Annotated in this window: 20 protein-coding genes; 13 read left to right on the top strand and 7 right to left on the bottom strand. The window is 68.4% G+C overall.

What is annotated here, in order from left to right:
- The first annotated feature begins 17 nt into the window (after positions 1–17).
- From ToN1_RS07185 to motD, 3 genes are read left to right on the top strand one after another with little or no spacing between them, the layout of a single operon-like run.
- Entirely contained in the window at positions 18–797 is a 780-nt protein-coding gene (locus ToN1_RS07185; protein WP_169208875.1) for an RNA polymerase sigma factor FliA, read from the top strand.
- A 25-nt stretch (positions 798–822) separates the two neighbouring features.
- Entirely contained in the window at positions 823–1,563 is a 741-nt protein-coding gene (locus ToN1_RS07180; RefSeq protein ID WP_169208874.1) for a flagellar motor protein, read from the top strand.
- Positions 1,564–1,573: 10 nt separating this feature from the next.
- Positions 1,574–2,443: a flagellar motor protein MotD gene (gene motD, locus ToN1_RS07175; protein ID WP_169208873.1), complete on the top strand. Its 870-nt coding sequence runs from the start codon at positions 1,574–1,576 to the stop codon at positions 2,441–2,443.
- A gap of 18 nt (positions 2,444–2,461) precedes the next feature.
- Here motD and ToN1_RS07170 read toward each other — a convergent pair whose 3' ends face one another.
- From ToN1_RS07170 to parC, 3 genes are all read right to left on the bottom strand, one after another.
- Entirely contained in the window at positions 2,462–3,352 is an 891-nt protein-coding gene (locus ToN1_RS07170; RefSeq protein WP_169208872.1) for a universal stress protein, read from the bottom strand.
- Between the two features lie 26 nt (positions 3,353–3,378).
- Complete coding sequence (locus ToN1_RS24715; protein WP_244860990.1) at positions 3,379–3,849, bottom strand: cation:proton antiporter domain-containing protein; 471 nt, start codon at positions 3,847–3,849, stop codon at positions 3,379–3,381.
- A gap of 141 nt (positions 3,850–3,990) precedes the next feature.
- Positions 3,991–6,345 carry a DNA topoisomerase IV subunit A gene (gene parC / locus ToN1_RS07160; RefSeq protein WP_210148050.1) on the bottom strand — a complete coding sequence of 785 codons (2,355 nt, stop codon included), beginning with the start codon at positions 6,343–6,345 and terminating at the stop codon, positions 3,991–3,993.
- Between the two features lie 226 nt (positions 6,346–6,571).
- On the opposite strand from parC, the gene ToN1_RS07155 reads away from it, so the two are divergent.
- The 6 genes from ToN1_RS07155 (at position 6,572) to ToN1_RS07130 (ending at position 12,468) form a co-directional block, all read left to right on the top strand.
- A complete protein-coding gene (locus ToN1_RS07155) occupies positions 6,572–7,471 on the top strand; it encodes a LysR family transcriptional regulator (protein WP_169208165.1) in 900 nt (299 codons plus the stop codon).
- Between the two features lie 153 nt (positions 7,472–7,624).
- Positions 7,625–8,443: a putative hydro-lyase gene (locus ToN1_RS07150; protein WP_169208164.1), complete on the top strand. Its 819-nt coding sequence runs from the start codon at positions 7,625–7,627 to the stop codon at positions 8,441–8,443.
- A 72-nt stretch (positions 8,444–8,515) separates the two neighbouring features.
- Entirely contained in the window at positions 8,516–9,748 is a 1,233-nt protein-coding gene (locus ToN1_RS07145; protein ID WP_169208163.1) for an MFS transporter, read from the top strand.
- Positions 9,749–9,861: 113 nt separating this feature from the next.
- A complete protein-coding gene (gene pxpB, locus ToN1_RS07140) occupies positions 9,862–10,629 on the top strand; it encodes a 5-oxoprolinase subunit PxpB (protein ID WP_169208162.1) in 768 nt (255 codons plus the stop codon).
- Complete coding sequence (locus tag ToN1_RS07135) at positions 10,626–11,705, top strand: 5-oxoprolinase subunit C family protein (protein ID WP_169208161.1); 1,080 nt, start codon at positions 10,626–10,628, stop codon at positions 11,703–11,705. Before pxpB ends, ToN1_RS07135 begins: the two co-directional genes overlap by 4 nt.
- Positions 11,698–12,468, top strand: a complete 771-nt coding sequence (locus ToN1_RS07130; protein ID WP_169208160.1) for a LamB/YcsF family protein — start codon at positions 11,698–11,700, stop codon at positions 12,466–12,468. The genes ToN1_RS07135 and ToN1_RS07130 overlap by 8 nt, the downstream gene beginning before the upstream one ends.
- Here the strand turns inward: ToN1_RS07130 and ToN1_RS07125 are convergent, their stop codons facing one another.
- Positions 12,469–13,260: a TIGR01458 family HAD-type hydrolase gene (locus ToN1_RS07125; protein WP_169208159.1), complete on the bottom strand. Its 792-nt coding sequence runs from the start codon at positions 13,258–13,260 to the stop codon at positions 12,469–12,471.
- A gap of 217 nt (positions 13,261–13,477) precedes the next feature.
- Here ToN1_RS07125 and ToN1_RS07120 point away from each other — a divergent pair, with 217 nt between their 5' ends.
- Complete coding sequence (locus tag ToN1_RS07120) at positions 13,478–13,957, top strand: VOC family protein (RefSeq protein WP_169208158.1); 480 nt, start codon at positions 13,478–13,480, stop codon at positions 13,955–13,957.
- A 102-nt stretch (positions 13,958–14,059) separates the two neighbouring features.
- Here ToN1_RS07120 and ToN1_RS07115 read toward each other — a convergent pair whose 3' ends face one another.
- Positions 14,060–16,033 (bottom strand): DNA topoisomerase IV subunit B, encoded by a 1,974-nt coding sequence (locus ToN1_RS07115; protein ID WP_169208157.1) that lies wholly within the window; start codon positions 16,031–16,033, stop codon positions 14,060–14,062.
- Between the two features lie 165 nt (positions 16,034–16,198).
- On the opposite strand from ToN1_RS07115, the gene ToN1_RS07110 reads away from it, so the two are divergent.
- Positions 16,199–16,630, top strand: a complete 432-nt coding sequence (locus ToN1_RS07110; RefSeq protein ID WP_169208156.1) for a gamma-glutamylcyclotransferase family protein — start codon at positions 16,199–16,201, stop codon at positions 16,628–16,630.
- A gap of 32 nt (positions 16,631–16,662) precedes the next feature.
- Here the strand turns inward: ToN1_RS07110 and ToN1_RS07105 are convergent, their stop codons facing one another.
- Positions 16,663–17,604: a hypothetical protein gene (locus ToN1_RS07105; protein ID WP_169208155.1), complete on the bottom strand. Its 942-nt coding sequence runs from the start codon at positions 17,602–17,604 to the stop codon at positions 16,663–16,665.
- Positions 17,605–17,684: 80 nt separating this feature from the next.
- A complete protein-coding gene (gene mutL / locus ToN1_RS07100) occupies positions 17,685–19,571 on the bottom strand; it encodes a DNA mismatch repair endonuclease MutL (RefSeq protein ID WP_169208154.1) in 1,887 nt (628 codons plus the stop codon).
- A 232-nt stretch (positions 19,572–19,803) separates the two neighbouring features.
- Here mutL and purN point away from each other — a divergent pair, with 232 nt between their 5' ends.
- Both purN and ToN1_RS07090 read left to right on the top strand, forming a co-directional pair.
- Positions 19,804–20,484: a phosphoribosylglycinamide formyltransferase gene (gene purN, locus ToN1_RS07095; protein WP_169208153.1), complete on the top strand. Its 681-nt coding sequence runs from the start codon at positions 19,804–19,806 to the stop codon at positions 20,482–20,484.
- Complete coding sequence (locus tag ToN1_RS07090; RefSeq protein WP_169208152.1) at positions 20,463–21,653, top strand: DUF3108 domain-containing protein; 1,191 nt, start codon at positions 20,463–20,465, stop codon at positions 21,651–21,653. Before purN ends, ToN1_RS07090 begins: the two co-directional genes overlap by 22 nt.
- Positions 21,654–21,659 lie beyond the last annotated feature (6 nt).

The raw sequence follows: 21,659 nt of genomic DNA, 5'->3' as shown, positions 1-21,659 counted from the left end.
AGATACAGGCGAAGTGGATGTACGACGCAGCGGGTAATCTCGACAAGAACCATCTGGTGGAGGCCTATGCCCCGCTGGTCAAGCGCATCGCCTACCACCTGATGGCGAAGCTGCCGGCCAGCGTGCAGATGGACGACCTGATCCAGAACGGCATGATGGGCCTGCTGGATGCGATCGGCCGCTACGAGGACGGACTGGGCGCGCAGTTCGAGACCTATGCCGTGCAGCGCATCCGCGGCGCGATGCTCGATGGACTGCGCGAGAACGACTGGCTGCCGCGCAGCATGCGGCGTGACATGCGCCGCATCGAGTCAGCGGTGCACGAACTGGAACAACGCCACGGACGCCAGCCGTCCGAGGCGGAGCTCGCTGAACTGCTGGGCATGCCGCTCGCCGAGTACCAGCGCATGCTGCAGGACGCGCGCGGTTACCAGCTGGTGCATTTCGAGGACTTCACCGACGGCGAGGGCGAGGACTACTTCGAGCGGCATCTCGGCGAGCACGAATCGAATCCGGCCGACATCCTCGAGGAGGCCGACATGCGCAGCGCGCTCGTGCGGGCGATCGAGGATCTGCCCGAGCGCGAGAAGCTGATGATGGCCCTGTACTACGACGAGGAGCTCAACCTGCGCGAGATCGGCGAGGTGCTGGGCGTGTCCGAGTCGCGCGTGTGCCAGCTCCACAGCCAGGCTGTGGCGCGGCTGCGGGCGCGCATCCTGGGCAGCGCAGGGCCGGCGGGAACCCCGACCCGGGCGCGCCGCGGACGGCCGCCCAAGAATCCTCCGTCCGGCGGCTGAGCGGGCCGGCCGAGGGACTGCGGACATGGACAAGATCAGCGTCGTAGGACTCACCCTGGGCATCGCCGCCCTGATCATGGGGCAGGTGATCGAGGGGGGGCATATCGCATCCCTCCTGCAGCCCACCGCTTTCCTCATCGTGATCGGCGGCACACTGGGTGCCGTGATGCTGCAGAGCCCGCTGAAGGTCTTCCGCGAGGGCATGCGCATGACCCGGTGGGTCTTCATGCCGCCGCCGGCCAGCCATGCCGCGCTGATTCGCCAGGCGACGAGCTGGAGCCAGATCGCGCGCAAGGAAGGGCTGCTGGCGCTGGAGGCGCAGATTCCGCGCATCAGCGATTCGTTCACCCGCAAGGGGCTGCAGCTCCTCGTCGATGGCGTCGAGCCGCAGCGGCTGCGCGAGGTGCTGGAGGTCGAGATCGACGCGTGGGCGGCGCAGATGCGCCAGGGGGCGCGCATCTGGGAGGCGGCCGGCGGCTACGCGCCGACGCTGGGCATCCTCGGCGCGGTGCTGGGCCTGATCCACGTGATGGAGAACCTGACCGATCCGTCGAAGCTGGGGGCCGGCATCGCGGTGGCTTTCGTCGCCACGGTGTATGGCGTGGGTTTCGCCAACCTGGTGTTCCTGCCGATGTCGAAGAAGCTCATGGCCTACGTGGCCGACGGGGTGTCGCAGCGCGAGATGCTCGTGGACGGGCTGGTCGGCATCGCCAATGGCGACAATCCGCGCATCATCGAGAGCCGCATGCAGGGTTACATCGCCTGAGCGTGCCCCGATGCGACGCCACCGCAGACACCGCCAGCTGGACGACGCGAACCACGAGAATCAGGATCGCTGGCTCGTGTCCTACGCGGACTTCATCACCCTGCTGTTCGCCTTCTTCGTCGTGATGTATTCGCTGTCATCGGTGAATGAGGGCAAGTACCGCGTGCTGTCCGATTCGCTGATCAACGCCTTCCGCAACATCACCGTGAATGTGCCGGGCGACCCCGTCATCGCCCCGCCGCCGGCCGTCGCGCCGCCCAAGCCCGCGCCCTTGTCGCCGAACCCGGACGAGGAGGTCGAGAAGCGGCGTCGGGCCGAGTACAAGCGCATGACGACGATGGCCGAGGACATCCGTCGCGTGCTGGAGCCGCTGACCCAGGGCGGGCAGGTCCGTGTGGCGGAAGGGGCGCGCGGGATCTCGGTGGAGATCAACGCCAGGGTGCTGTTCGCGCCGGGCGATGCGGTCCTCGCGGCGCCCGCGGTGGCGGCGCTGCGGGCCGTCGCCGAGGTGCTGGCGCGTGCCGAGTTTCCGATCACGGTCGAGGGCCACACCGACAACGTGCCGATCCGCAATGGACGCTTTCCGTCGAACTGGGAATTGTCGGCGGTGCGCGCATCAACCGTGGTGCGCCTATTCATCGAGTCGGGCGTGCGCGGAGGCCGCCTCACGGCGGCCGGCTACGCGGACCAGCGGCCGCTCACCGACAATACCAACGAGGAAGGCCGCGCGCGCAACCGCCGCGTGACGATCCTGATCGAGTCGATGGTCGGCGAGCCGCCGCCACGTGCACCGGGGCAGATTCGCGAGGGCGATCCGATCCGCTCCATCCTTCCCCCGGGCGAGGCTGCGGGCAGCGCGGAAAAGCAGCCCGCCCGCTGAGTAGCGTCGCGAGCGCGCTCAGATCGACACGAGCACGTCGCACTGCGACTCGACCAGCACGTGCTTGGTGACGCTGCCGAGGATCAGGTCCTCGACGACGTTCTCGCCGTGTTTGCCCATCACGATGAGGTCGCAATCCTGCTCCTGTTCCTGCTCGATGATGGTGCGCGATGGGTCGCCGTGCATGACGATGATGCGCGCGCATTCGGGCGGAATGCCGGCTTCGTCGCGCAACCGGCGTAGCTGCTGGAGCGCCTCCTGGCGTGCGGCAATGCGATAGCGGTGGATCAGGTCCTCGTCCACTCCGGCGTAGTGGAGCTTGCCCTCGAACGGCACCTCGAAGGCATGCAGCAGGATGAGGTTGGCCTGCGGTGCGAGCCGGCGCGCGTCGTGCAGTGCCGCCACCGAGTAGAGGGAAAAGTCCACCGGCACGAGCAGCGTGCGGTACGGCTCGTGCGGAGGCTGCTTCACGATCAGCATCGGTCGTACTGTCTTGCGCACCATGCGTTCCGCGGTCGATCCGAGCAGGAGGTGGCGCATGAAGCTGCTGCCGCGCGCACCCAGCACCAGCAAGTCCGCCGCGATCGCATGGGACCCGGTCGTCAGCTCCTGCAGCAGCGGGCCGGATGCGACATGCACACCCGCGGCGAGGCCATGATGTCGCTGCAATGCCGCGGCCAGTTGATCGAGGTCTGCCTGCGCCGATTCGAGCACGCGGGCGGCGGCGTCGGGTGGAACCTCGGCGACGAGCTGGCGCAGCTTTTCGAGCGGCGCCATGCTCGCCACGTGGAGGAGGTCGAGCGCGGCACCGAGTTCGCGGGCGACGAGAGCCGCACGCTCGGCTGCGTGTCGCGCGGGCGCGGACAGATCGGTCGCCGCGAGCAGGCGGGTGAAAGGACGTTCGGTCATGGTCGGAATCCTCCCTTTCGATGTCATTATTGAGCCGCCGCGTGCGGTGTGAAGCGTTCCAGCACGTGCCCGGTCATGCCTTTCGCGAGTTCTTCCTCGCCGTAGAAGACCGTGCCGATACCCTCGCTACGCAGCAGGCGGGAGTCGGCCTCGCTGTGCGTGCGCAGGACGATCTCGATAGCCGGGTTGAGCGTGCGCGCGGTCTCGGCCATCTGCACGACCGCGCCCGGCACGACGATGCGTCGCACGGCGAGGAGATCATCGAGCGAGAAGTGCAGGCCGACGCCGAACATCAGCAGCATCACGCCGATCTCGGAGAGCTGCGAGGCGGTGTGGATGTCGGCGACGAAGCCTGGGCTGGCGGGGCCGATCGCGACGCCGGCGACGAGGTAGCCGACAAGCGCGGGGATCTTCAGCCGCTCGGCGACGAAGCCGAGGATCAGCGCGAGGCCGAAGGCCGCGGCGATGGTCGTGATGAGGGAGATGTCGTGGTCCATTCGGAGTCTTGGTCGTGCGGGGTGGGGCGCCGCAACGACGCCCGCCGGCCTCATGCGAGACGGGCGGGCGCCGGGGTGCCGCTTCCTGAAAGACTGCGTCCGGGCCGATCGGTTCCGGCCGCCGCCATCCGGGCCGGTGAATCAGGCGCTCGTGAGGGCTGCGGGCAAAACCTTGGGCGTGAGCGTCATGCCCTTGCGTGCGCGCCGATGGACGAGCGGCGCGAGCTGCGACGGTTTCAGGTCTATCGTCACGGCCTTGCCGCCGCGGCCGGTGCCTTCGACGCGCAGCGTCGCCTCGTCGGGCGGTACCGCGACGGCGACGAGCGCTTCCTTGTCGTCGAGCGCCATCACGATCACGCCGCGTCCGCCGGACTGCACCTTCATCTCGCTGCGCATGAAGACGAGGATGCGGCCGTTCTCCGACACCGCAGCGATGCGCTCGCCCACGACGCGCGCCGGCACCAGCACTTTCTCGCCCTTTTCGAGCGTCATGAAGGCCTTGCCCGCGCGCTGGCGGCTGGTCGCATCGCCGAGCGTGCAGATGAAGCCGTAGCCGCCGGAGTTGGCGAACATCCACGTCGATTCGGGTTCGGCGGTGAGCACCTGGGCGAGCTTGCCGCCGTCCTGGAAGTCGACCAAGGTTGTCATCGGCGCGCCGTCGCCGCGACCGCCGGGCAGGTCCGACACGCGCACGGTGTAGGCGCGGCCGTTGGTGTCGATGACGACGAGCGGCCAGGTGGTGCGCGTCTCGATCACCGCGAAGGCGAAGTCGCCCGCCTTGTAGCTGATCGCCGCGGCGTCGATGCCGTGGCCCTGGCGCGCGCGCACCCAGCCGTTCTTCGACACGATCACGGTGACCGGTTCGTCGGCGACGCTGATCTCGGCCGGGGCGACCGCGGCGACCGCCTCGATCACGGTGCGGCGGTTGTCGCCATACTTCTTCGCGTCGTCCTCGATCTCCTTGAGGATCAGGCGGGTCATGGCCGCGTGGCTGTCGAGCAAATGCTGCAGGCCGTCGCGTTCTTCCTTCAGCTCGTTGAGCTCCTTCTCGATTTTGAAGCCTTCGAGGCGCGCGAGCTGGCGCAGGCGGATCTCGAGGATGTCCTCGGCCTGGATGTCGGTGAGGCCGAAGGCGGCGATCAGCGCCGGCTTGGGTTCGTCCGACTCGCGGATCACGCGGATCACTTCCTCGATGTGCAGGAAGGCGATCATGCGGCCTTCGAGGATGTGGATGCGGCGATCGACCTCGTCGAGGCGGTGGCGCGTGCGGCGGTCGACGGTGACGTAACGGAAGTCGATCCATTCGCGCAGGATCTGCACGATGTTCTTCTGCTGCGGCCGGCCATCGCGGCCGATCATCGTCATGTTCACCGAGGCCGAGCTCTCGAGGCTGGTGTGCGCGAGCAGCACCGCCATGAACTCGTCGCGGCTCTGGCGGGACGAGCGTGGCTCCAGCACGATGCGCACCGGCGCCTTGTCGCTGGATTCGTCGCGTACCGTCTCGACGACGCCGAGTACGAGCTGCTTGAGGTTCTTCTGTTCCTGGCTGACTTCCTTCTTGCCGGCGCGCGGCTGCGGGTTGGTCAGCGTCTCGATCTCGGCGAGCACGCCGGCGGCGGACACGCCGTGCGGCAGTTCGTCGATGATCACGCGCCACTGGCCGCGGGCGAGCTCCTCGACGTGCCAGCGCGCGCGCACGCGCAGGCTGCCGCGGCCGCTCGCATACGCTTCGCGGATCACCTCGGGCGAGGAGATGAGTTGGCCGCCGCCGGGGAAGTCCGGGCCGGGCAGCCGCGGCAGGATGTCGTCGAGGCCGGCGTCCGGATTGCGGATCAGGTGGCAGGTGGCGTCGGCGACTTCGCGCAGGTTGTGCGGCGGAATCTCGGTCGCCATGCCGACCGCGATGCCCGAGGCGCCGTTGAGCAGCACGAAGGGCAGGCGCGCGGGCAGGAGTTGCGGTTCCTCGAAGGCGCCGTCGTAGTTCGGCACGAAGTCGACGGTGCCGCGGTCGATTTCGGACAGCAGCAATTCGGCGATCGGGGTCAGGCGGCATTCGGTGTAGCGCATCGCCGCCGCGGAGTCGCCGTCGCGCGAGCCGAAGTTGCCCTGGCCGTCGACGAGCGGGTAGCGCAGCGAGAAATCCTGCGCCACGCGCACCATCGCGTCATAGACGCTGGAGTCGCCGTGCGGGTGGTACTTGCCGATGACATCGCCGACGACGCGCGCGGACTTCACGTGTTTCGAGCTCGCCGACAGACGCATCTCGTTCATCGCGTAGAGGATGCGCCGCTGCACCGGCTTCATGCCGTCTTCGACCTGCGGCAGCGCGCGCGACTTCACGACGCTCATCGCGTAGGCGAGGTAGGCGCGCTCGGCGTAGCGGTCGAGTGCGAGGGTGCCGTCATCGGGGGGCGGGGCGTCGTTTCCGCCTGTCGCCGGTGGGGCGGGCGGGGCCGGCGGCTCGGCGTTGAAGAGGTCCAGCGTGTCTGTGGTCATGGAGCGGTGCGTCGAAAAGCTATGAGGGGTGGCATGGCGGGCGGGGCGTCGTTTCCGGATGCGGTCAGTGTATCCGCGGCGAATTGCGCCGGGGCTCCGATCGGCTTACAGTTTTCGTAAGCGCCAGCCAGCGAAAGCGCGCATTCTGGCAGCGTTCCGGGCGGAAGTTCAAGGATTCGAGCTCGGCCGCGCACGGTGGCGTACCCTTCCGGACCCGATCTCGTCCATGAACCTGCGTTTCGTCGAAGCCTTCCTGTGGGTGGCGCGCCTGAAGAGCATCACGCGTGCCGCGGACAAGCTGTGCCTGACGCAGTCGGCGGTATCGAGCCGCATCGCGAGCCTGGAGGAGGAACTGGGCGTGGCGCTGATCGATCGGCGCGAGCGCCACTTCCGCCTGACCAACTCCGGCAACCGCTTCCTCGTCTACGCCGAACGGCTGCTCGCGATCCAGCGCGAGCTGAAGGACGAGATCGGCACGCCCGAGCCGCAGGCGATGACGATGCGCATCGGCTGCATCGAGTCGGTGCTGCACACCTGGCTGATCCCGCTCGTCGAGCATCTGCGCCGTACCCAGCCGCACATCGAGTTCGAGCTGGCCGTGGAAATGACGCCGGTGATCACCGAGCAGTTGCGGCGCGGGGGCCTGGATCTCGCGTTCGCCGCCTTGCCGGCGGCGGGCGAGGGTATTCGCGTCACCGAACTGCCGTCGCTGGAGATGGTGTTCGTCGGCCGCCGCGGCGACGCGGAACGCGCCGGGAAATGGACCTTGCCTGACATCCTCGAACACGACGTGCTGACCTTCCAGCGTGGCTCGCAGCCGCATGTCGCGCTGATCGAAGTGATCCGCCGCGCGGGCCTGGAAAGCGGGCGCATTCACACGATCTCGTCGATCTCGGCGCTGGCGCGGATGGTCGAGGGCGGTTTCGGCTTCGCGACCTTGCCGCGTGCGACGGTGCCCGGCTTTGCGCGCGGGGCCGATCTCGCGGTGCTCGATGCCGAACCGCGTCTTGCGCCGCTGCCAATCCATGCGTCGTATTGGGCCTACCCGGGCGCGCCGCAGATGGAGGCTGCCGTCCAGGAGGCGATCGCCTTCGTGCGCGGCTTCCCGATCGACGGCACGACTTGACCACGCTTGTCGCGCAGCCGGATCCGCTGCGGTCGGCATCGAAAAAATCGATGAACTCACAAAGAAATTTTGCGTTTGTCTAGCTTCCACCCCCCGCCGATACTTTGATCACGACGCGATCACAGCGTCGGGCCACGGATGAGGAGACGGGCGGTGGAAAGGAATTTTGACAGCGCAGTTGCGTCCGCTTTGGAACTGACAACTGGGGTCGCCGCACGCCGTGCGATCCGCGCGGCGCTGTGGACCTCGCACACGAGCGGGATGGCGCCGGGCCATGTGCAAGGCAACGTCGCGATCCTGCGCTCCCGCGATGCCGACGAGTTCCTGCGCTTCTGCCAGCGCAATCCCAAGCCCTGCCCGCTGCTGGCGGTGTCCGAGCCGGGCGAGCCGCTGCTGCCGACGCTCGGCGCCGATGTCGACATCCGCTTCGACGTGCCGCGCTACCGCGTGTGGCGCAAGGGCGAGCTGGTCGCCGAGCCGACCGCGATCGACGATCTGTGGGAGCCGGACTTCGTCACCTTCGTCATCGGCTGCTCGTTCTCCTTCGAACAGGGGCTGCTCGAAGCGGGCATCCCGCTGCGCCACATCGCCCAGGGGCGCAACGTCGCGATGTACCGCACCAACATTCCCACCAGCCCGGCCGGCCAATTCCACGGTCCGCTGGTCGTGTCGATGCGGCCGATGACGGCGGCGAACGCGATCCGCGCGATCCAGGTGACGTCGCGCCTGCCCAACGTGCATGGCGCGCCGGTGCATTTCGGCGACCCGGCGGAGATCGGCATCGCGGACCTCGCGAAACCCGACTTCGGCGATCCGGTCGAGATCCTGCCGGGCGAAGTCCCCGTGTATTGGGCCTGCGGCGTGACGCCGCAATCGGTGGTGATGGAAGCCCGCCCGGAGCTGTGCATCACGCACGCGCCGGGCTCGATGCTGGTCACCGACCTGCTCAACAACCAACTCGCCTTTTCCTGAACAGAGCCTGTTTCGTCGCACTCCGGCACAGACCGGGGGCGGCGTGTGTCGAACCACTAAAGGAGATCCACCGTGTGGATTAACGAGACCACCAAGAACGAACGCAAGACGCTGACCGCGGCCTTCGCCGGCTATGGCGTCGATGCCTTCGACTACATGATCTACACCTTCCTGATCCCGACGCTGATGGCGGCGTGGGCCATGAGCAAGGTCGAAGCGGGCTACATCGCGACCGGGGCGCTGATCACTTCGGCGATCGGCGGCTGGGCGGCGGGCATCCTCGCCGACAGATACGGCCGCGTGCGCGTGCTGCAATGGACCGTCATCTGGTTCACGGCCTTCACCTTCCTGTCGGGCTTCACGAACTCGTTCGAGCAGCTTTTCTTCACGCGCGCCATGCAGGGCTTCGGCTTCGGCGGCGAATGGTCGGTCGGTGCGGTGCTAATCGCCGAGATGATCCTGCCGAAAAACCGCGGCAAGGCGGTCGGACTCGTGCAGAGCAGCTGGGCCGTGGGCTGGGGCGTGTCCGCGATCGCGTTCTGGGGCGTGTATGCGTTGATGCCCGCCGAATACGCGTGGCGTGTGCTGTTCTGGATCGGAATCCTGCCTGCGGTGCTGATCTTCTACATCCGTCGCAACATCCATGACCCGGAAGTGTTCCACGTCGCCCGTGCGAAGGTGAAGGCTGAGGGCGGCGGCAACTTCCTCGAAATCTTCTCGCCGCGCCTGCTGCCGACGACGATCTTCGCCAGCCTGCTGTCGACGGGCATGATGGGCGCCTACTATGCGGTCACGACCTGGCTGCCGACCTTCCTCAAGATGGAGCGCGGGCTGTCGGTGCTGGGCACGAGCGGCTACCTGCTGGTGCTGATCCTCGGTTCCTTCTTCGGCTACCTGACGAGCGCCTGGCTGTCGGACCACCTCGGCCGCCGCCGCTGCTTCATGCTCTTCGCGACCTGCGCCGGCGCCCTGGTCTACAGCTACACGCTGCTGCCGATCAACGACGCGATGATGCTCTTCCTCGGCTTCCCGCTCGGCTTCTTCCTGTCGGGCATCTTCTCCGGGATGGGCGCCTTCCTCGCCGAGCTGTTCCCGAACGAGTTGCGCGGTTCGGGTCAGGGCTTCTGCTACAACTTCGGCCGTGCGGTCGGTGCGACCTTCCCGGCGCTGGTCGGCTACCTGAGCACCAGCATGCCGCTCGGCGAAGTGATCGGCATCCTCGCCGTGGGCGGTTACCTGCTCGTGATCGTCGCCTGCCTGCCGTTGCCCGAGACGCGCGGCCGGGACCTGGTCCTGCAGAACTGAGCGGACCTGCGCGCCGCCTGCAAGGCTTCTCGCGCCGTGTCGTAGGGCAGGGTGCGGGAATTGCCGAACGCAATTCACTGGGCGCGAGCCCTCCCCAGCGGAATAATCCCGCCATGACTAATGAGCTTGCACACCCGCCGGCGCGTCTGCTGAGTGTCGGCGACGCAGCCTGGACGGTCGAGTTCGGCAACGCCATCGACCCCGCGATCCACGGTCGCGTGCTCGGCTTCTCCAGCCTGCTCGACACCTTGTCGAACGACGGCCGCCTCGACGGAGTCGTCGAATGGGTTCCGACCTTCCGTTCCGTGACCGTCCACTTCGACCCGCTGCGCACCGATGCGCTGGCGCTGCACGACCTGCTCGCCGAGCTCGCCGGCAAGAGCGGCAGCCTGTCGGCGGCCGGGTGTCGCTGGCGCATCCCGGTCTGCTTCGATGCCGATTGCGCGCCGGATCTCGACGAGGTCGCCGCCGCCAAGGGCATGTCGCGCGAGGAGGTCGTACGGCTGATGACGGAGACGGTGTTCACCGTCTACATGCTGGGTTTCCTGCCCGGCTTCCCTTACCTCGGCGGCCTGCCCGAGGCGCTCGACATGCCGCGGCTCGCCACACCGCGGAAAGTCGTGCCCTCACGTTCGATCGCGATCGCCGGTCGCATGTGCGCCGCCTATCCGTGGGAAAGCCCGGGCGGATGGCGCCTGCTCGGCCGCACGCCGCTGCGTCTCTTCGATGCGGCCAACGCGCGCCGTCCGGCCTTGCTGGCGCCCGGTGACCAGGTGGTGTGGCAGGCGGTTGACCGCGAGACCTTCGATGCGTTCGAGCGGGAATGCGCCGCCGGCCGCTTCGATCTGTCGAGCCTGCTGACCGAAGGAGAGACGGCATGAGTGCGATCCTTGAAATCATCGACGCCGGCCTCGCCGTCAGCGTGCAGGACCGCGGCCGCGCGGGCTACCGCAACATCGGCGTGCCGGTGTCCGGGGCGCTCGATCCGGTGTTGATGGCGGCGGCGAATGAGCTGGCCGGCAATGCTTCGGAGGCTGCGGTGCTGGAAGTCGGCCTGAGCGGGCCGTCGTTGAAGGCGCTGTCGGGCACCGTGCGCGTCGGGCTCTCCGGCGAGATGGGGGCGCAGCTCGTCAATACGCGTGGTCAGGTGCTGAAGGTGGCGCCGTGGCAGACGGCGACGCTGTTTCCCGGCGACGTCATCCGCATCGGTGGCGTTTCGCACGGCGTGGGCTACGTTGCGCTCTCGGGGGGTGTGCAGGTGGCCGAGCAGCTCGGCAGCCGTTCGACCTACCTGCGCGCGGCGATCGGCGGGGTGCAGGGCAGGGCGCCCAGGGTCGGCGACCGCCTGCAGTGCGACGCCGTGCGCGGCGACCCCTGGCTCGAATTCCGCGCGAGGGCACCGTGGCATCACGACACGGGCCCGATCCGCGTGATCCTCGGCCCGCAGGAAGACCATTTCACGCGCGAGGCGGTGGAAAATTTCCTGTCGCGGCCTTACGCCGTCACGCGCGACATGGACCGCATGGGTCTGCGCCTCGACGGCGAAAAGCTCGCGCACAACGAGAAGGGTGCCGAGATCGTGTCGGACGGCGTCGCGCCGGGCACGATCCAAGTGCCGGCGAACGGCCAGCCGATCGTGCTGATGGCGGATTGCCAGACCTCGGGCGGCTATCCCAAGATCGCGACGGTGATCCGCGCCGACCTGCCAAGGCTCGCCCATGTGCGTCCGGGTGACGAATTACGCTTCGTCGCGGTGAGCCATGCCGAGGCCGCGGCGGCGCTGCGCGATCAAGTGCAGCGGCTTGCCGCCTGGGTCGGCATGATCCAGAGTTTCCGCCCGCCGGGAGTCATCGACGAGGCGGCGCTGTATGGCGCGAACCTCATCTGCGGCGCCGTGCGCGGCGACGAATGGACCCTGCACGGCGTCAATCTGCAATATGGAGCACACCATGGCTGAGCGCATCAATCTCAACGCCGACCTCGGCGAAAGTTTCGGCGCCTGGAGCATGGGCGACGACGCGTCGATGCTGGAGGTCGTCAAATCGGCCAACGTCGCCTGCGGCTTTCACGCGGGCGACCCGCTCGTGATGCGCCAGACCGTCGCCACGGCCAAACGCTGCGACGTGAGCCTCGGCGCGCATCCGTCCTTCCCCGACCTGCAGGGCTTCGGCCGCCGGCGCATGGACGTGCCGGCCGCCGAACTCGAAGCGATGCTGATCTACCAGATCGGCGCGCTTGCAGGCATCGCGCGCACCGACGGCATGGAGGTGACGCACGTCAAGCCGCATGGCGCGCTGAACAACATGGCCTGCGCCGATGCGAAGCTCGCGGCGACGGTGGCGCGCGCGGTGCGTGCGTTCGATCCGAACCTGATCCTGCTCGCCCCGGCGTTGTCGCAGTTGGTGATCGCCGGGCGCGAGGCGGGGCTGCGGGTCGTCGAGGAGATCTTTGCCGACCGTGCCTACCTTGACGATGGCAACCTCGTGCCGCGCTCGCAGCCGGGCGCGATGATCCACGGCGCGGACGGCTGCCTGCACCACGTGCTCGACATGCTCGAAGCCGGCGCGCTGATCTCGATCAACGGCAAGCGCCTGCCCGTGAAGGCGCAGAGCATCTGCGTGCATGGCGACGACGCCGAGGCGGTCGCCACGGCGCGGGTCTTGCGCGAAGGCTTGCTGCGGGCGGGATACGAGCTGGTCGCGATTCCCGAGCTCGCCTGATCAGGGAAGCGCCAGCAGGCGCGTCACGGCGTCGGCGAAATCGTCGGCGATGAGGCTCGGCCGGATCGCCGGATCGGCGTCGTCGCCCGCACGGAACTTGCCGGTGCGCACGAGGATGGCCGGGATGCCGGCGGCAAGCGCCGCGCCGACATCGTCGTGCAGGTCGTCGCCGATCACGACGGCGTCCGCGGCCGACACGCCAAGTTCGGCCAAGGCGGTGTGGAAGAAGGCCGGCGCCGGTTTGCCGACGACCTCGGCCGGCACGCCGCTGCTGAATTCGAGCCCCGTCACGAAGGCCCCCATGTCGAGCGACAGGCCGTCCTCTTCCATGAAATAGCGGTTCTTCGCCATCGCGATGAAGGCGCCGCCGGCCATCAGCAAGCGGAACGCGGCGTTCAACTGCGCGTAGTCGAGATGCGGCCCCATGTCGCCCAGCACGACCGTATCGGGGGCGTCTGCGCTCGGGCCGATCTCCGCGCCAAGGTCCGGATGGACGAGGTAGAGCGGCTTCAGGCCGCGCTCGCGCACGAGTTGCTGTGCGGCGTGGGGCGCGGTCTGGAGTTCGGCCGCGTCGATGTCGAACCCCATCCTGCGCAGCCTCGCGACCAGCGTGCAGCGCGGCGTGCGCGTCGTGTTGGTCAGGAAGCGCAGCGGCAACCTCGCTGCGCGCACGCCGGCTAGGGCCTCGACCGAGCCGGGGATGGCTTGCTCGCCAACGTGCAGCACGCCGGCAAGGTCGATCAGCAGGGCTTTGGGGCGTCGGGTGAGCGGTGGTCCTGAACGGTCTTGCATGGCCGGTTCCTGGGCAGTGAGGGCGGATCGCTTAAGTTATAGCAACAAGAATGCTGCGGTGCGGCAGTGCAAGTGCCGGCACGTGCGGGACGAGACGAGACGAGACGAGACGAGACGAGGATGCTCCCATCGTCCCGAGCATGGAAAGAATTGCTGGAAACGCAGTCCGGGGGCAACATGATCGGGCATGCACTCCACGCCGTAATGGAGAACGAAAATGGCCAGCAAGAACACGATTTGTCTCTGGTACGACGGTACCGCCCTGGACGCCGCGCAGTTCTATGCCAGGACGTTTCCGGACAGCAGTGTGGGAGCCATCTTTCGTGCCCCCGGCGACTATCCCTCCGGCAAGCAGGGCGACGTCCTGACGGTCGAGTTCACCGTCATGGACATACCTTGCCTCGGACTGAACGGTGGTCCTGCGTTCAGCCACAACGAGGCTTTCTCGTTCCAGGTCGCGACCGACGATCAGGCCGAAACCGATCGCTTGTGGAACGCGATCATCGGCAACGGTGGCCAGGAAAGCGCCTGTGGCTGGTGCAAGGACAAGTGGGGCCTGTCGTGGCAGATCACGCCGCGGGCCCTCATGGCCGCGATCGCCGACCCTGATCGCGCGGCGGCCAAGCGCGCCTTCGATGCGATGATGCAAATGACGAAGATCGACATCGCCGCCATCGAAGCGGCGCGGCGGGGTTGAGGCGGCTTCCTGATTGCCCTCTCAATTACCCTTGCCAGGAGGGGGTTACACGCCGTCGGTCCACATCCCCGGCACTCGATGACCCCGGCGGCCGGCGGCCGCTCAGACGTCCGCCTCGACCGTGTCGCCCTTTTCCTCCATCCACGCGCGCCGGCCCGAGGCTTCGCCCTTGCCCATCAGCAGCGTGAACATGCGCAGCGTGTCGTCGAGCGCATCCGGCCGCACCTGCACCGGTAGCACGCGGCGGGTCGCCGGGTCCATCGTCGTCTCGCGCAACTGGTCGGGGTTCATCTCGCCCAGGCCCTTGAAGCGGCCGACTTCGATTGCCTCCGGCTTGAAGCCTTCCTTCTCGACGCGGTCGCGGATCGCCGCCAGTTCGCCGTCGTCGAGCGCATAGAGGCGCCGCGCCGGACGCTTCTTCCCCTGCGCCGGCACGTCGACGCGATACAGCGGCGGCTGCGCGACGTAAATGTGGCCACGCGCGATCAGCTCCGGGAAGTGGCGGAAGAAGAGCGTCAGCAGCAGCGTCTGGATGTGCGCCCCGTCGACGTCCGCGTCGGACATGATCACGACCTTGCCGTAGCGCAGGCCCGAGAGGTCGGGGTTGCTGCCGGCGGCGTGTGCGTCGACGCCCAGTGCGACCGCGATGTCATGGATTTCGGCGTTCGCGAGCAGGCGGTCGGGGTCGATCTCCCACGAGTTCTGCACCTTGCCGCGCAAGGGCAGGATGGCCTGCGTTTCCTTGTTGCGCGCCATCTTCGCCGAACCGCCCGCGGAGTCGCCCTCGACGAGGAAGAGCTCGTTCTCGGCGATGTCCTCCGACTCGCAGTCGGAGAGCTTGCCCGGCAGCACCGCGACGCCCGAGGTCTTCTTCTTCTCGACCTTCTGCGCGCTCTTCTGCCGCGCGAGCGCCTGCTTGATCGACAGCTCCGCGATCGCCTTGCCGGCCTCGACGTGGTTGTTCAACCAGATCTCGAACGGGTCGCGGATCATCGACGACACGAGCTTCACCGCCTCGCGCGAGTTGAGCTTCTCCTTCACCTGGCCCTGGAACTGCGGGTCCAGCAGGCGCGCGGAGAGCACGAAGCTCATGCGCCCGGCGACGTCTTCCTGCTGCAGCTTCACGCCGCGCGGCAAGAGCGCGTGGTGCTCGATGAAGCTCTTCACCGCGTCGAACACCCCGGCACGCAGGCCGCTCTCGTGCGTGCCGCCGGCGACCGTCGGGATCAGGTTCACGAAGGATTCGGACGGTACCGACTGCTCGAACCAGCCGATCACCCACGCCGCGCCTTCGCCCGGTGCGAAAGTCGCATCGTCCTTGTCGGCGTACTTCTCGGCCGTGTAGAGCGGCGCGACCGGCTCGAGGTCGCCCGCCTGCTCGCGCAGGTAACCGGCGAGGCCGTCCGGGTAGGACCACGTCTTGGTCAGCGCCGGGCCGCTCGCCTGCTCGATGTCGAGCCGCACCGACACGCCCGACAGCAGCACCGCCTTCGAGCGCAACAGGCGCTCGATCTCGTTCTGCGGCACGCGCGGGTTCTCGAAATACTTGCCGTCCGGCCACACCCGCACGCGCGTGCCGGTTTGCCGCCCGCAGTCTCCGACGATGGCGATCGCGCCGATGTTCTCGCCGCCCTCGCTGAAGTCGATGCGATGGATCTTGCCTTCGCGCTTGACCTCGACCTCGACGCGCGTCGACAGCGCATTCGTCACCGCCACGCCGACGCCGTGCAGGCCGCCCGAGAATGCGTAGGCGCCGTTGCCCTCGCGCTTGTCGAACTTGCCGCCCGCGTGCAGGCGCGTGTAGGCGAGCACGACGACCGGCACGCCTTCCTCGGGGTGCAGGCCCACCGGAATGCCGCGGCCGTCGTCCGCGACGCTTACCGAGCCGTCGAGGTGCAGCGTCACGTGGATCTTCTTCGCAAAACCGCCGAGCGCCTCGTCCGCGGAGTTGTCGATGACTTCCTGGATGATGTGCGCCGGTGAGTCGGTGCGGGTGTACATCCCGGGCCGTTCGCGCACCGGTTCGAGTCCCTTGAGGACGCGGAAGGACGATTCGTCGTATTGCTTGCCTGTCATGATGTCTGGGCTGGGTTGCGGTCCGGCCGAGCGCCGGGAGGCGTGCAAGGATACCCGCTGCGAGGGCTTCTGGCACGGCGGCGTTGGTGGGGGCGACAAGGTTGCAGCGTGTCACCGCGCTTCTGCACCTAGAATGAGCTTTGTCGTCGCCGAGGGCGCTGGGCCATGCAGCATTGCTTTACCTACGGTTCGCTGATGTGCGAGGACATCATGTCCGCAGTGACTGGCGCGCGCAGCCGCTTCGTCGCGGCCTCGCTGGACGGGTATCGGCGGCAGCCGGTGCGCGGGCAGGCATATCCGGGGATGGTGCCGGCGACGGAGGCGTGCGTACCGGGGGTGTTGTATCTGGACCTGCCGGCCTCGGCGTGGCTGCGGCTGGACCGTTTCGAGGGCGAGGAATACGAGCGCCGACAGGTCGTCGTGCGGCTGCAGGACGGGCGGACAGAAACAGCGTGGACCTACGTCTTTCGCCCGGGATACGCGGCGAGGCTCGTCGACGGGGAATGGGAATTCGAGCGCTTCCTGCGCACCGGCAAGGCGCGCTTTACGGCGCAGTACGTCGATTCTGACGCCCTGGAGGGCGACGGCCCAGCGTGACGCGAGGGGAAGGCCGCGCCCGGCGCCGTGCGCTATCGCTCCATCTGCTGCTCGTTCCTGCCGCGCCGGCCGCGTTCCTCTTCCTGCGGTTGCTGTTTGCGTCCGTGGGGCTGCGCGCCGCCACCGCGGTCCTGCGGTGCGCGCTGGTCCATGCGCGGACCGCCCATCTGACGGTCACGCATCTCCCTTTCCTGCGCCTGGTGTTCGCGCGCGGGGGCCACCCGGCGCGGTTCCATTTGTCGGGGCTCCATCTGCATTGGTTCGGCCCGCCGCTGAACCGGGCCGCCCTGGCGTGATTCCGCGTCGGGAGCCGAGCGCCGCCGATCCTGCTCCGTCGTGCGAGGCGGGCGCTCGCGGCGTGCGGCTTCGCGTTCATCCCGGTCCGGTCCCCGCATTCTCGGGGGTGCCGGCGGGGGCAGGAACTCGCGGGCTGCGGCGTCGCGCGGCCGGTAGCGGTAATGCTGGCCGCTCAGATCGCGCTGTTCGCGGATGTCGCGCGGATAACGGTCGCCGGAGTACTGTCGCTGATAGATTGGCAACGGTGCCGGCGGTGGTGCGGCGCGGCGGTCCCAGCGGTCCCAGCCGCGGCGGTGTTCTGCCCAGTCGTCGCCCCAGTGCTCGCGCCAGCGTGGCGGCGCCTCGCGGCGCCAGGTGCGGAAATAGATCGGCGGGTCGAGGTAGTAGCGGACAGGAATCCGCAGGATGAACACGGGCACGGCCAGCGGCGCAACCAGCGTCCACGGGCCGTTGTACCAGGAACTCACGTACCAGTCGTCGTCGTAGAACACCCAGTACAGCCCGTCGTAGAAGAAGAAGTTCCCCGCCACCCGCGGCGCGTAATACACCGGATAGCCGGGCACCCGCACGAGCTGCGGATATACCGGCAGGTTGATGCCGATGAACACCTGTACGGAGGCCGTTGCCGGCGTGATCCCGGCCAGCAGTAGCCACAACACCGTCAATAGCGTGCGCATGGTCCTGTCTCCTTCGGGTACGCCCCGCGAGCGCCCTATATGTTTATAGATCGCGGATGCGCCTCGGCGTTCGTGACGGCCTACTGGCCGCGCATGAAGAAGCGGTCGAGATCGCCCATCGTGAGCTGGGTCCAGGTCGGGCGGCCGTGGTTGCACTGGTCGGCGCGCTCGGTCGCCTCCATGTCGCGCAGCAGCGCGTTCATCTCGGGAACCGTCAGGCTGCGGTGCGCGCGCACCGCGCCGTGACAGGCCATCGTCGCCAGCAACTCATTGCGCCTCGCGGTAACGACCTCGGAGGCCGGGTACTCGCGCAACTCTTCGAGGAGCTTCCTCATCAGTTCCGCGACCGGCGCACTGGCGAGCAGCACAGGCACCGCGCGCACCGCCAGCTCCTGCGGTCCGGCAGGCGCCACCTCGAAGCCCATGCTCGCGAGCACCTCGCTGCACTCCTCGGCGGCGGCCATGTCCTTGGCGCTCACCGAGAACACTGCCGGGATCAACAGGCGCTGCACCGAGGGCGTGCCGTCGAGCACGGTCTTGAGCTTCTCGTAGAGGATGCGCTCGTGCGCCGCGTGCATGTCGACGAGCACGAGGCCCTTGGCGTTTTGCGCGAGGATGTAGATGCCGTGCAGTTGCGCGAGCGCATAGCCGAGCGGAGCGGAATCGTCGCCATGCTGCGGCAGCGGATTCGAGAGCGCTGGCGATGTCGCGTTCGCCGGTCGGCCGGTCGCAGGCGCGAAGGCGGTCGGACGGAAGGTGTCGACCGCGGGAGCGGGGGCCGCGCCACCCGTGGTTTCGCGTGCGCCGCCGACGAAATCGAAATAGCTGCGGCTCGCGGACTCCATCGCCAGGCGCCCCTGTACGGGCGGCGCATTGCCGTAGCCGCCGAAGGGGCGCGGGCGCCCGTCCTGCGCGCGCGCGTCGGGGGCGATCGCCGCGTCGGTGGCCGATGTTAGCGCCTGCGCCTCATCTCGCGCCGCGAGGCTCGCGCCCGACTCGGCCAGCGTTCGTGACAGCGCATGGAACACGAACTGGTGGATCGCACGCGATTCGCGGAAGCGCACCTCGATCTTGGCCGGATGGACGTTGACGTCGACACCCGCCGGGTCGAGTTCGAGGAACAGCACGTAGGCCGGGTGCCGTTGACCGTGCAGGATGTCCGTGTAGGCCTGACGCACCGCGTGCGTGAGCAGCTTGTCGCGCACGAAGCGGCCGTTGACGAAGAAATACTGTGCGTCCCGGCTCGCGCGCGAGTAGGCCGGAAGCGAGGCGAAGCCGGAGAGACGCAGTGGCCCCGCATCGGCGTCGAGCGCGCGCGCCTGCGCGAGGAAGTCGTCGCCCATCAGTGCCGCGACGCGGCGGGCCTGGTCGGCTACCGGCAGGCGATGCACGACGCGACCGTTGTGCGCGAGCTGCAGGCCGATGTCGGGGCGCGCCAGCGCGACGCGGCGGAACATCTCGTCGCAGTGTGCGTATTCGGTGCCCTCCGACTTCAGGAATTTGCGCCGCGCCGGGGTGTTGTAATAGAGGTCCGCGACATCGACGACCGTGCCAGCGCCGAGCGCCGCTGGCGCCACGCTGCGGTCCGCGCCGTCGATGCGCCACGCGTGCGCGCTGCCCTCGGCGCGGCTCGTCAGCGTCGTGCGCGCCACCGCCGCGATCGCGGCCAGCGCCTCGCCGCGGAAGCCCATCGTGCCGACGCGCTCGAGGTCATCGAGGTTGGCGATCTTGCTCGTCGCGTGGCGCTCGAGCGCGAGCGCCAGCTCCTCCTTCGCGATGCCGCAGCCGTCGTCGGCGACGCGGATGCGCCGCACGCCGCCCTGTTCGAGCTGCACGTCGATCGCGCGGGAACCGGCGTCGACCGCGTTCTCCAGCACTTCCTTGAGCACCGAGGCCGGCCGTTCGACGACCTCGCCGGCGGCGATCTGGTTGATCAGGAGGTCGGACAGCAGGTGGATCGACGGCATGGGGGCGGGGGAAAACGCGGCGCAACACGCAATTATACGGAGTCCGTTCGGGCTCCGGTCGCCGTGTGGCACCGGCCGGGGTTCGGGGCCGCGGCCCCCTTCCGGTATCATTGGCGAAATTCCATTTTTCGCGTGCAGGTGCCGGATTGTCCGGGGAACATCGTGCGCCGCTCCCTGTCCGACTCCCCCGACGTGCGTGTGCGCGTCCGAACCGAAGACCAAGAACGCCTTCATGAAGTCCATCGTCATCCTCATCTCCGGCCGCGGCAGCAACATGGAAGCCATCGTCAATGCGCGCATCCCGGGCGCGCGCATCGCGGCGGTGATCAGCAACCGCCCCGACGCCAAGGGGCTCGAATTCGCCGCCGCGCACGGCATCCCGACCACCGTCGTCGACCACAAGGCCTTCACGTCGCGCGAGGCCTTCGACACCGCATTGGCCGAGGCGATCGACGGACATGGCGCAGAGCTCGTCGTGCTTGCAGGCTTCATGCGCGTGCTCACGGATGCCTTCGTGCGCCGCTATGAGGGGCGTCTCATGAACATCCACCCCTCGCTCTTGCCGTCCTTCCCCGGCCTTCATACGCACCGGCGGGCGATCGAGGCGGGAGTGCGCGCACATGGGGCGACCGTGCATTTCGTGACGCCGCAGCTCGACTGCGGACCGGTCGTGATCCAGGCCGTCGTGCCGGTGCTGCCGGGCGATGACGAGGACAGCCTGTCGGCGCGCGTGCTGCGGCAGGAGCACCGCATCTACCCCCAGGCGGTGCGCTGGTTCGTCGAGAACCGCCTGACGATCACCGCGCAGGGCCGGGTGCTCGTGCGCGATGAAGCGGTCGATGAGGCCGGGTGGACCATCCCCTCGGTGGATCGGGCGCCCGGGGCCGGGGCGTGCGACAGCCGACAGTCCTGATCCTCGCCACGGGCGCGTCGGTGCTCGTGCACGCGCTCGTGCTGAGCCTGCCGGGCGGGCCCGCGCACGTCGATGCCGAGCCGCCGGTCCTGCATGCCACGCTCGTGATTCCCGAGCCGCAGCCGGCGGTGGATCTCGCGCCCGTCGTGGTGCCGCCGCCCCCGGTGGTCCCGGAGAAACCCCGGCCGCGACCGAAGCCGCGGCCCAAGGCGCCGCCGGTCGAGGTCGCGCCCGCGGTCCCGCTGACGGCGCCGGTCGCAGCGGGCGACGCGGTCGCAATCGCCGCGCCGCCGCCCGTCGAGGCTCCGCCGGAAGTTCAGGCGCCGCCGATCGTCGACGCGGCAGTTGGTGCCGAACCCGCGCCGGAGCTGGTCGCTGCCGGCGACCTCAAGGGCTTCAGCCTTGCCGGCTGGCCGGAACGCGGCAGCATCCGCTTTCGCGTGCATCTGGGCGATGGCGGCTTCGCGGTCGGGGAGGCGCAGCACGAGTGGTCGCATGACGGCAAGCGCTACCGCATGTCGGTCGCAGTGCGCACGACCGGCGTCGTCGGCATGTTCCGTGCCTTCCATTACGCCCAGAGCAGCGAGGGCGACGTGGGGCGGGAGGGGCTCAAACCGGAGCGCTTCAGCGTCGAGCAGACGCGCAAGACCCCGGCCAGCGCCCGGTTCGACTGGAATGCGCGCAAGGTCACGATGACGCGCGGGACCAAGGAGCGCGTCGCGGACCTGCGCCCCGGCGATCAGGACCTGCTGAGCCTGTGGCATCAGATCGGCATCGTCGGCGCGGTCAGCGGATCGACCGAGCTGAACGTTATCACCGGACGCGAGGCCACCCCCTCGACAGTCGAAGTGATGGGGCCCGAGAAGCTGCCGCTGCCGATCGGACTGCTGGAGACGCTGCGCGTGCGGGCCGAGGCGCGCAACGGCAGCCTGACCATCGACATCTGGCTTGCGCGCAACTACGGCATGCTGCCGGTACGCATCCGCGTCATCGACGACAAGGGAGAGGTGCTCGACCAGCAGGCCGTTGAGCTGCGCCTGTCGCCTCCGGGATCGGCTGGCGAAGAGCCCCCGGTGGCCGGGGTCGGCGGCGGCACGGAGGCGGAAGAAGAAATGATCGAATTGCGGGCGGAGGACAACGCCTTCGCCCATCCATACACCGGAAACTGAAGAACG

Source organism: Aromatoleum petrolei, assembly GCF_017894385.1.
Classification (GTDB): Bacteria; Pseudomonadota; Gammaproteobacteria; order Burkholderiales; family Rhodocyclaceae; genus Aromatoleum; species Aromatoleum petrolei.
This window is presented reverse-complemented; position numbering and strand designations above follow the sequence as displayed.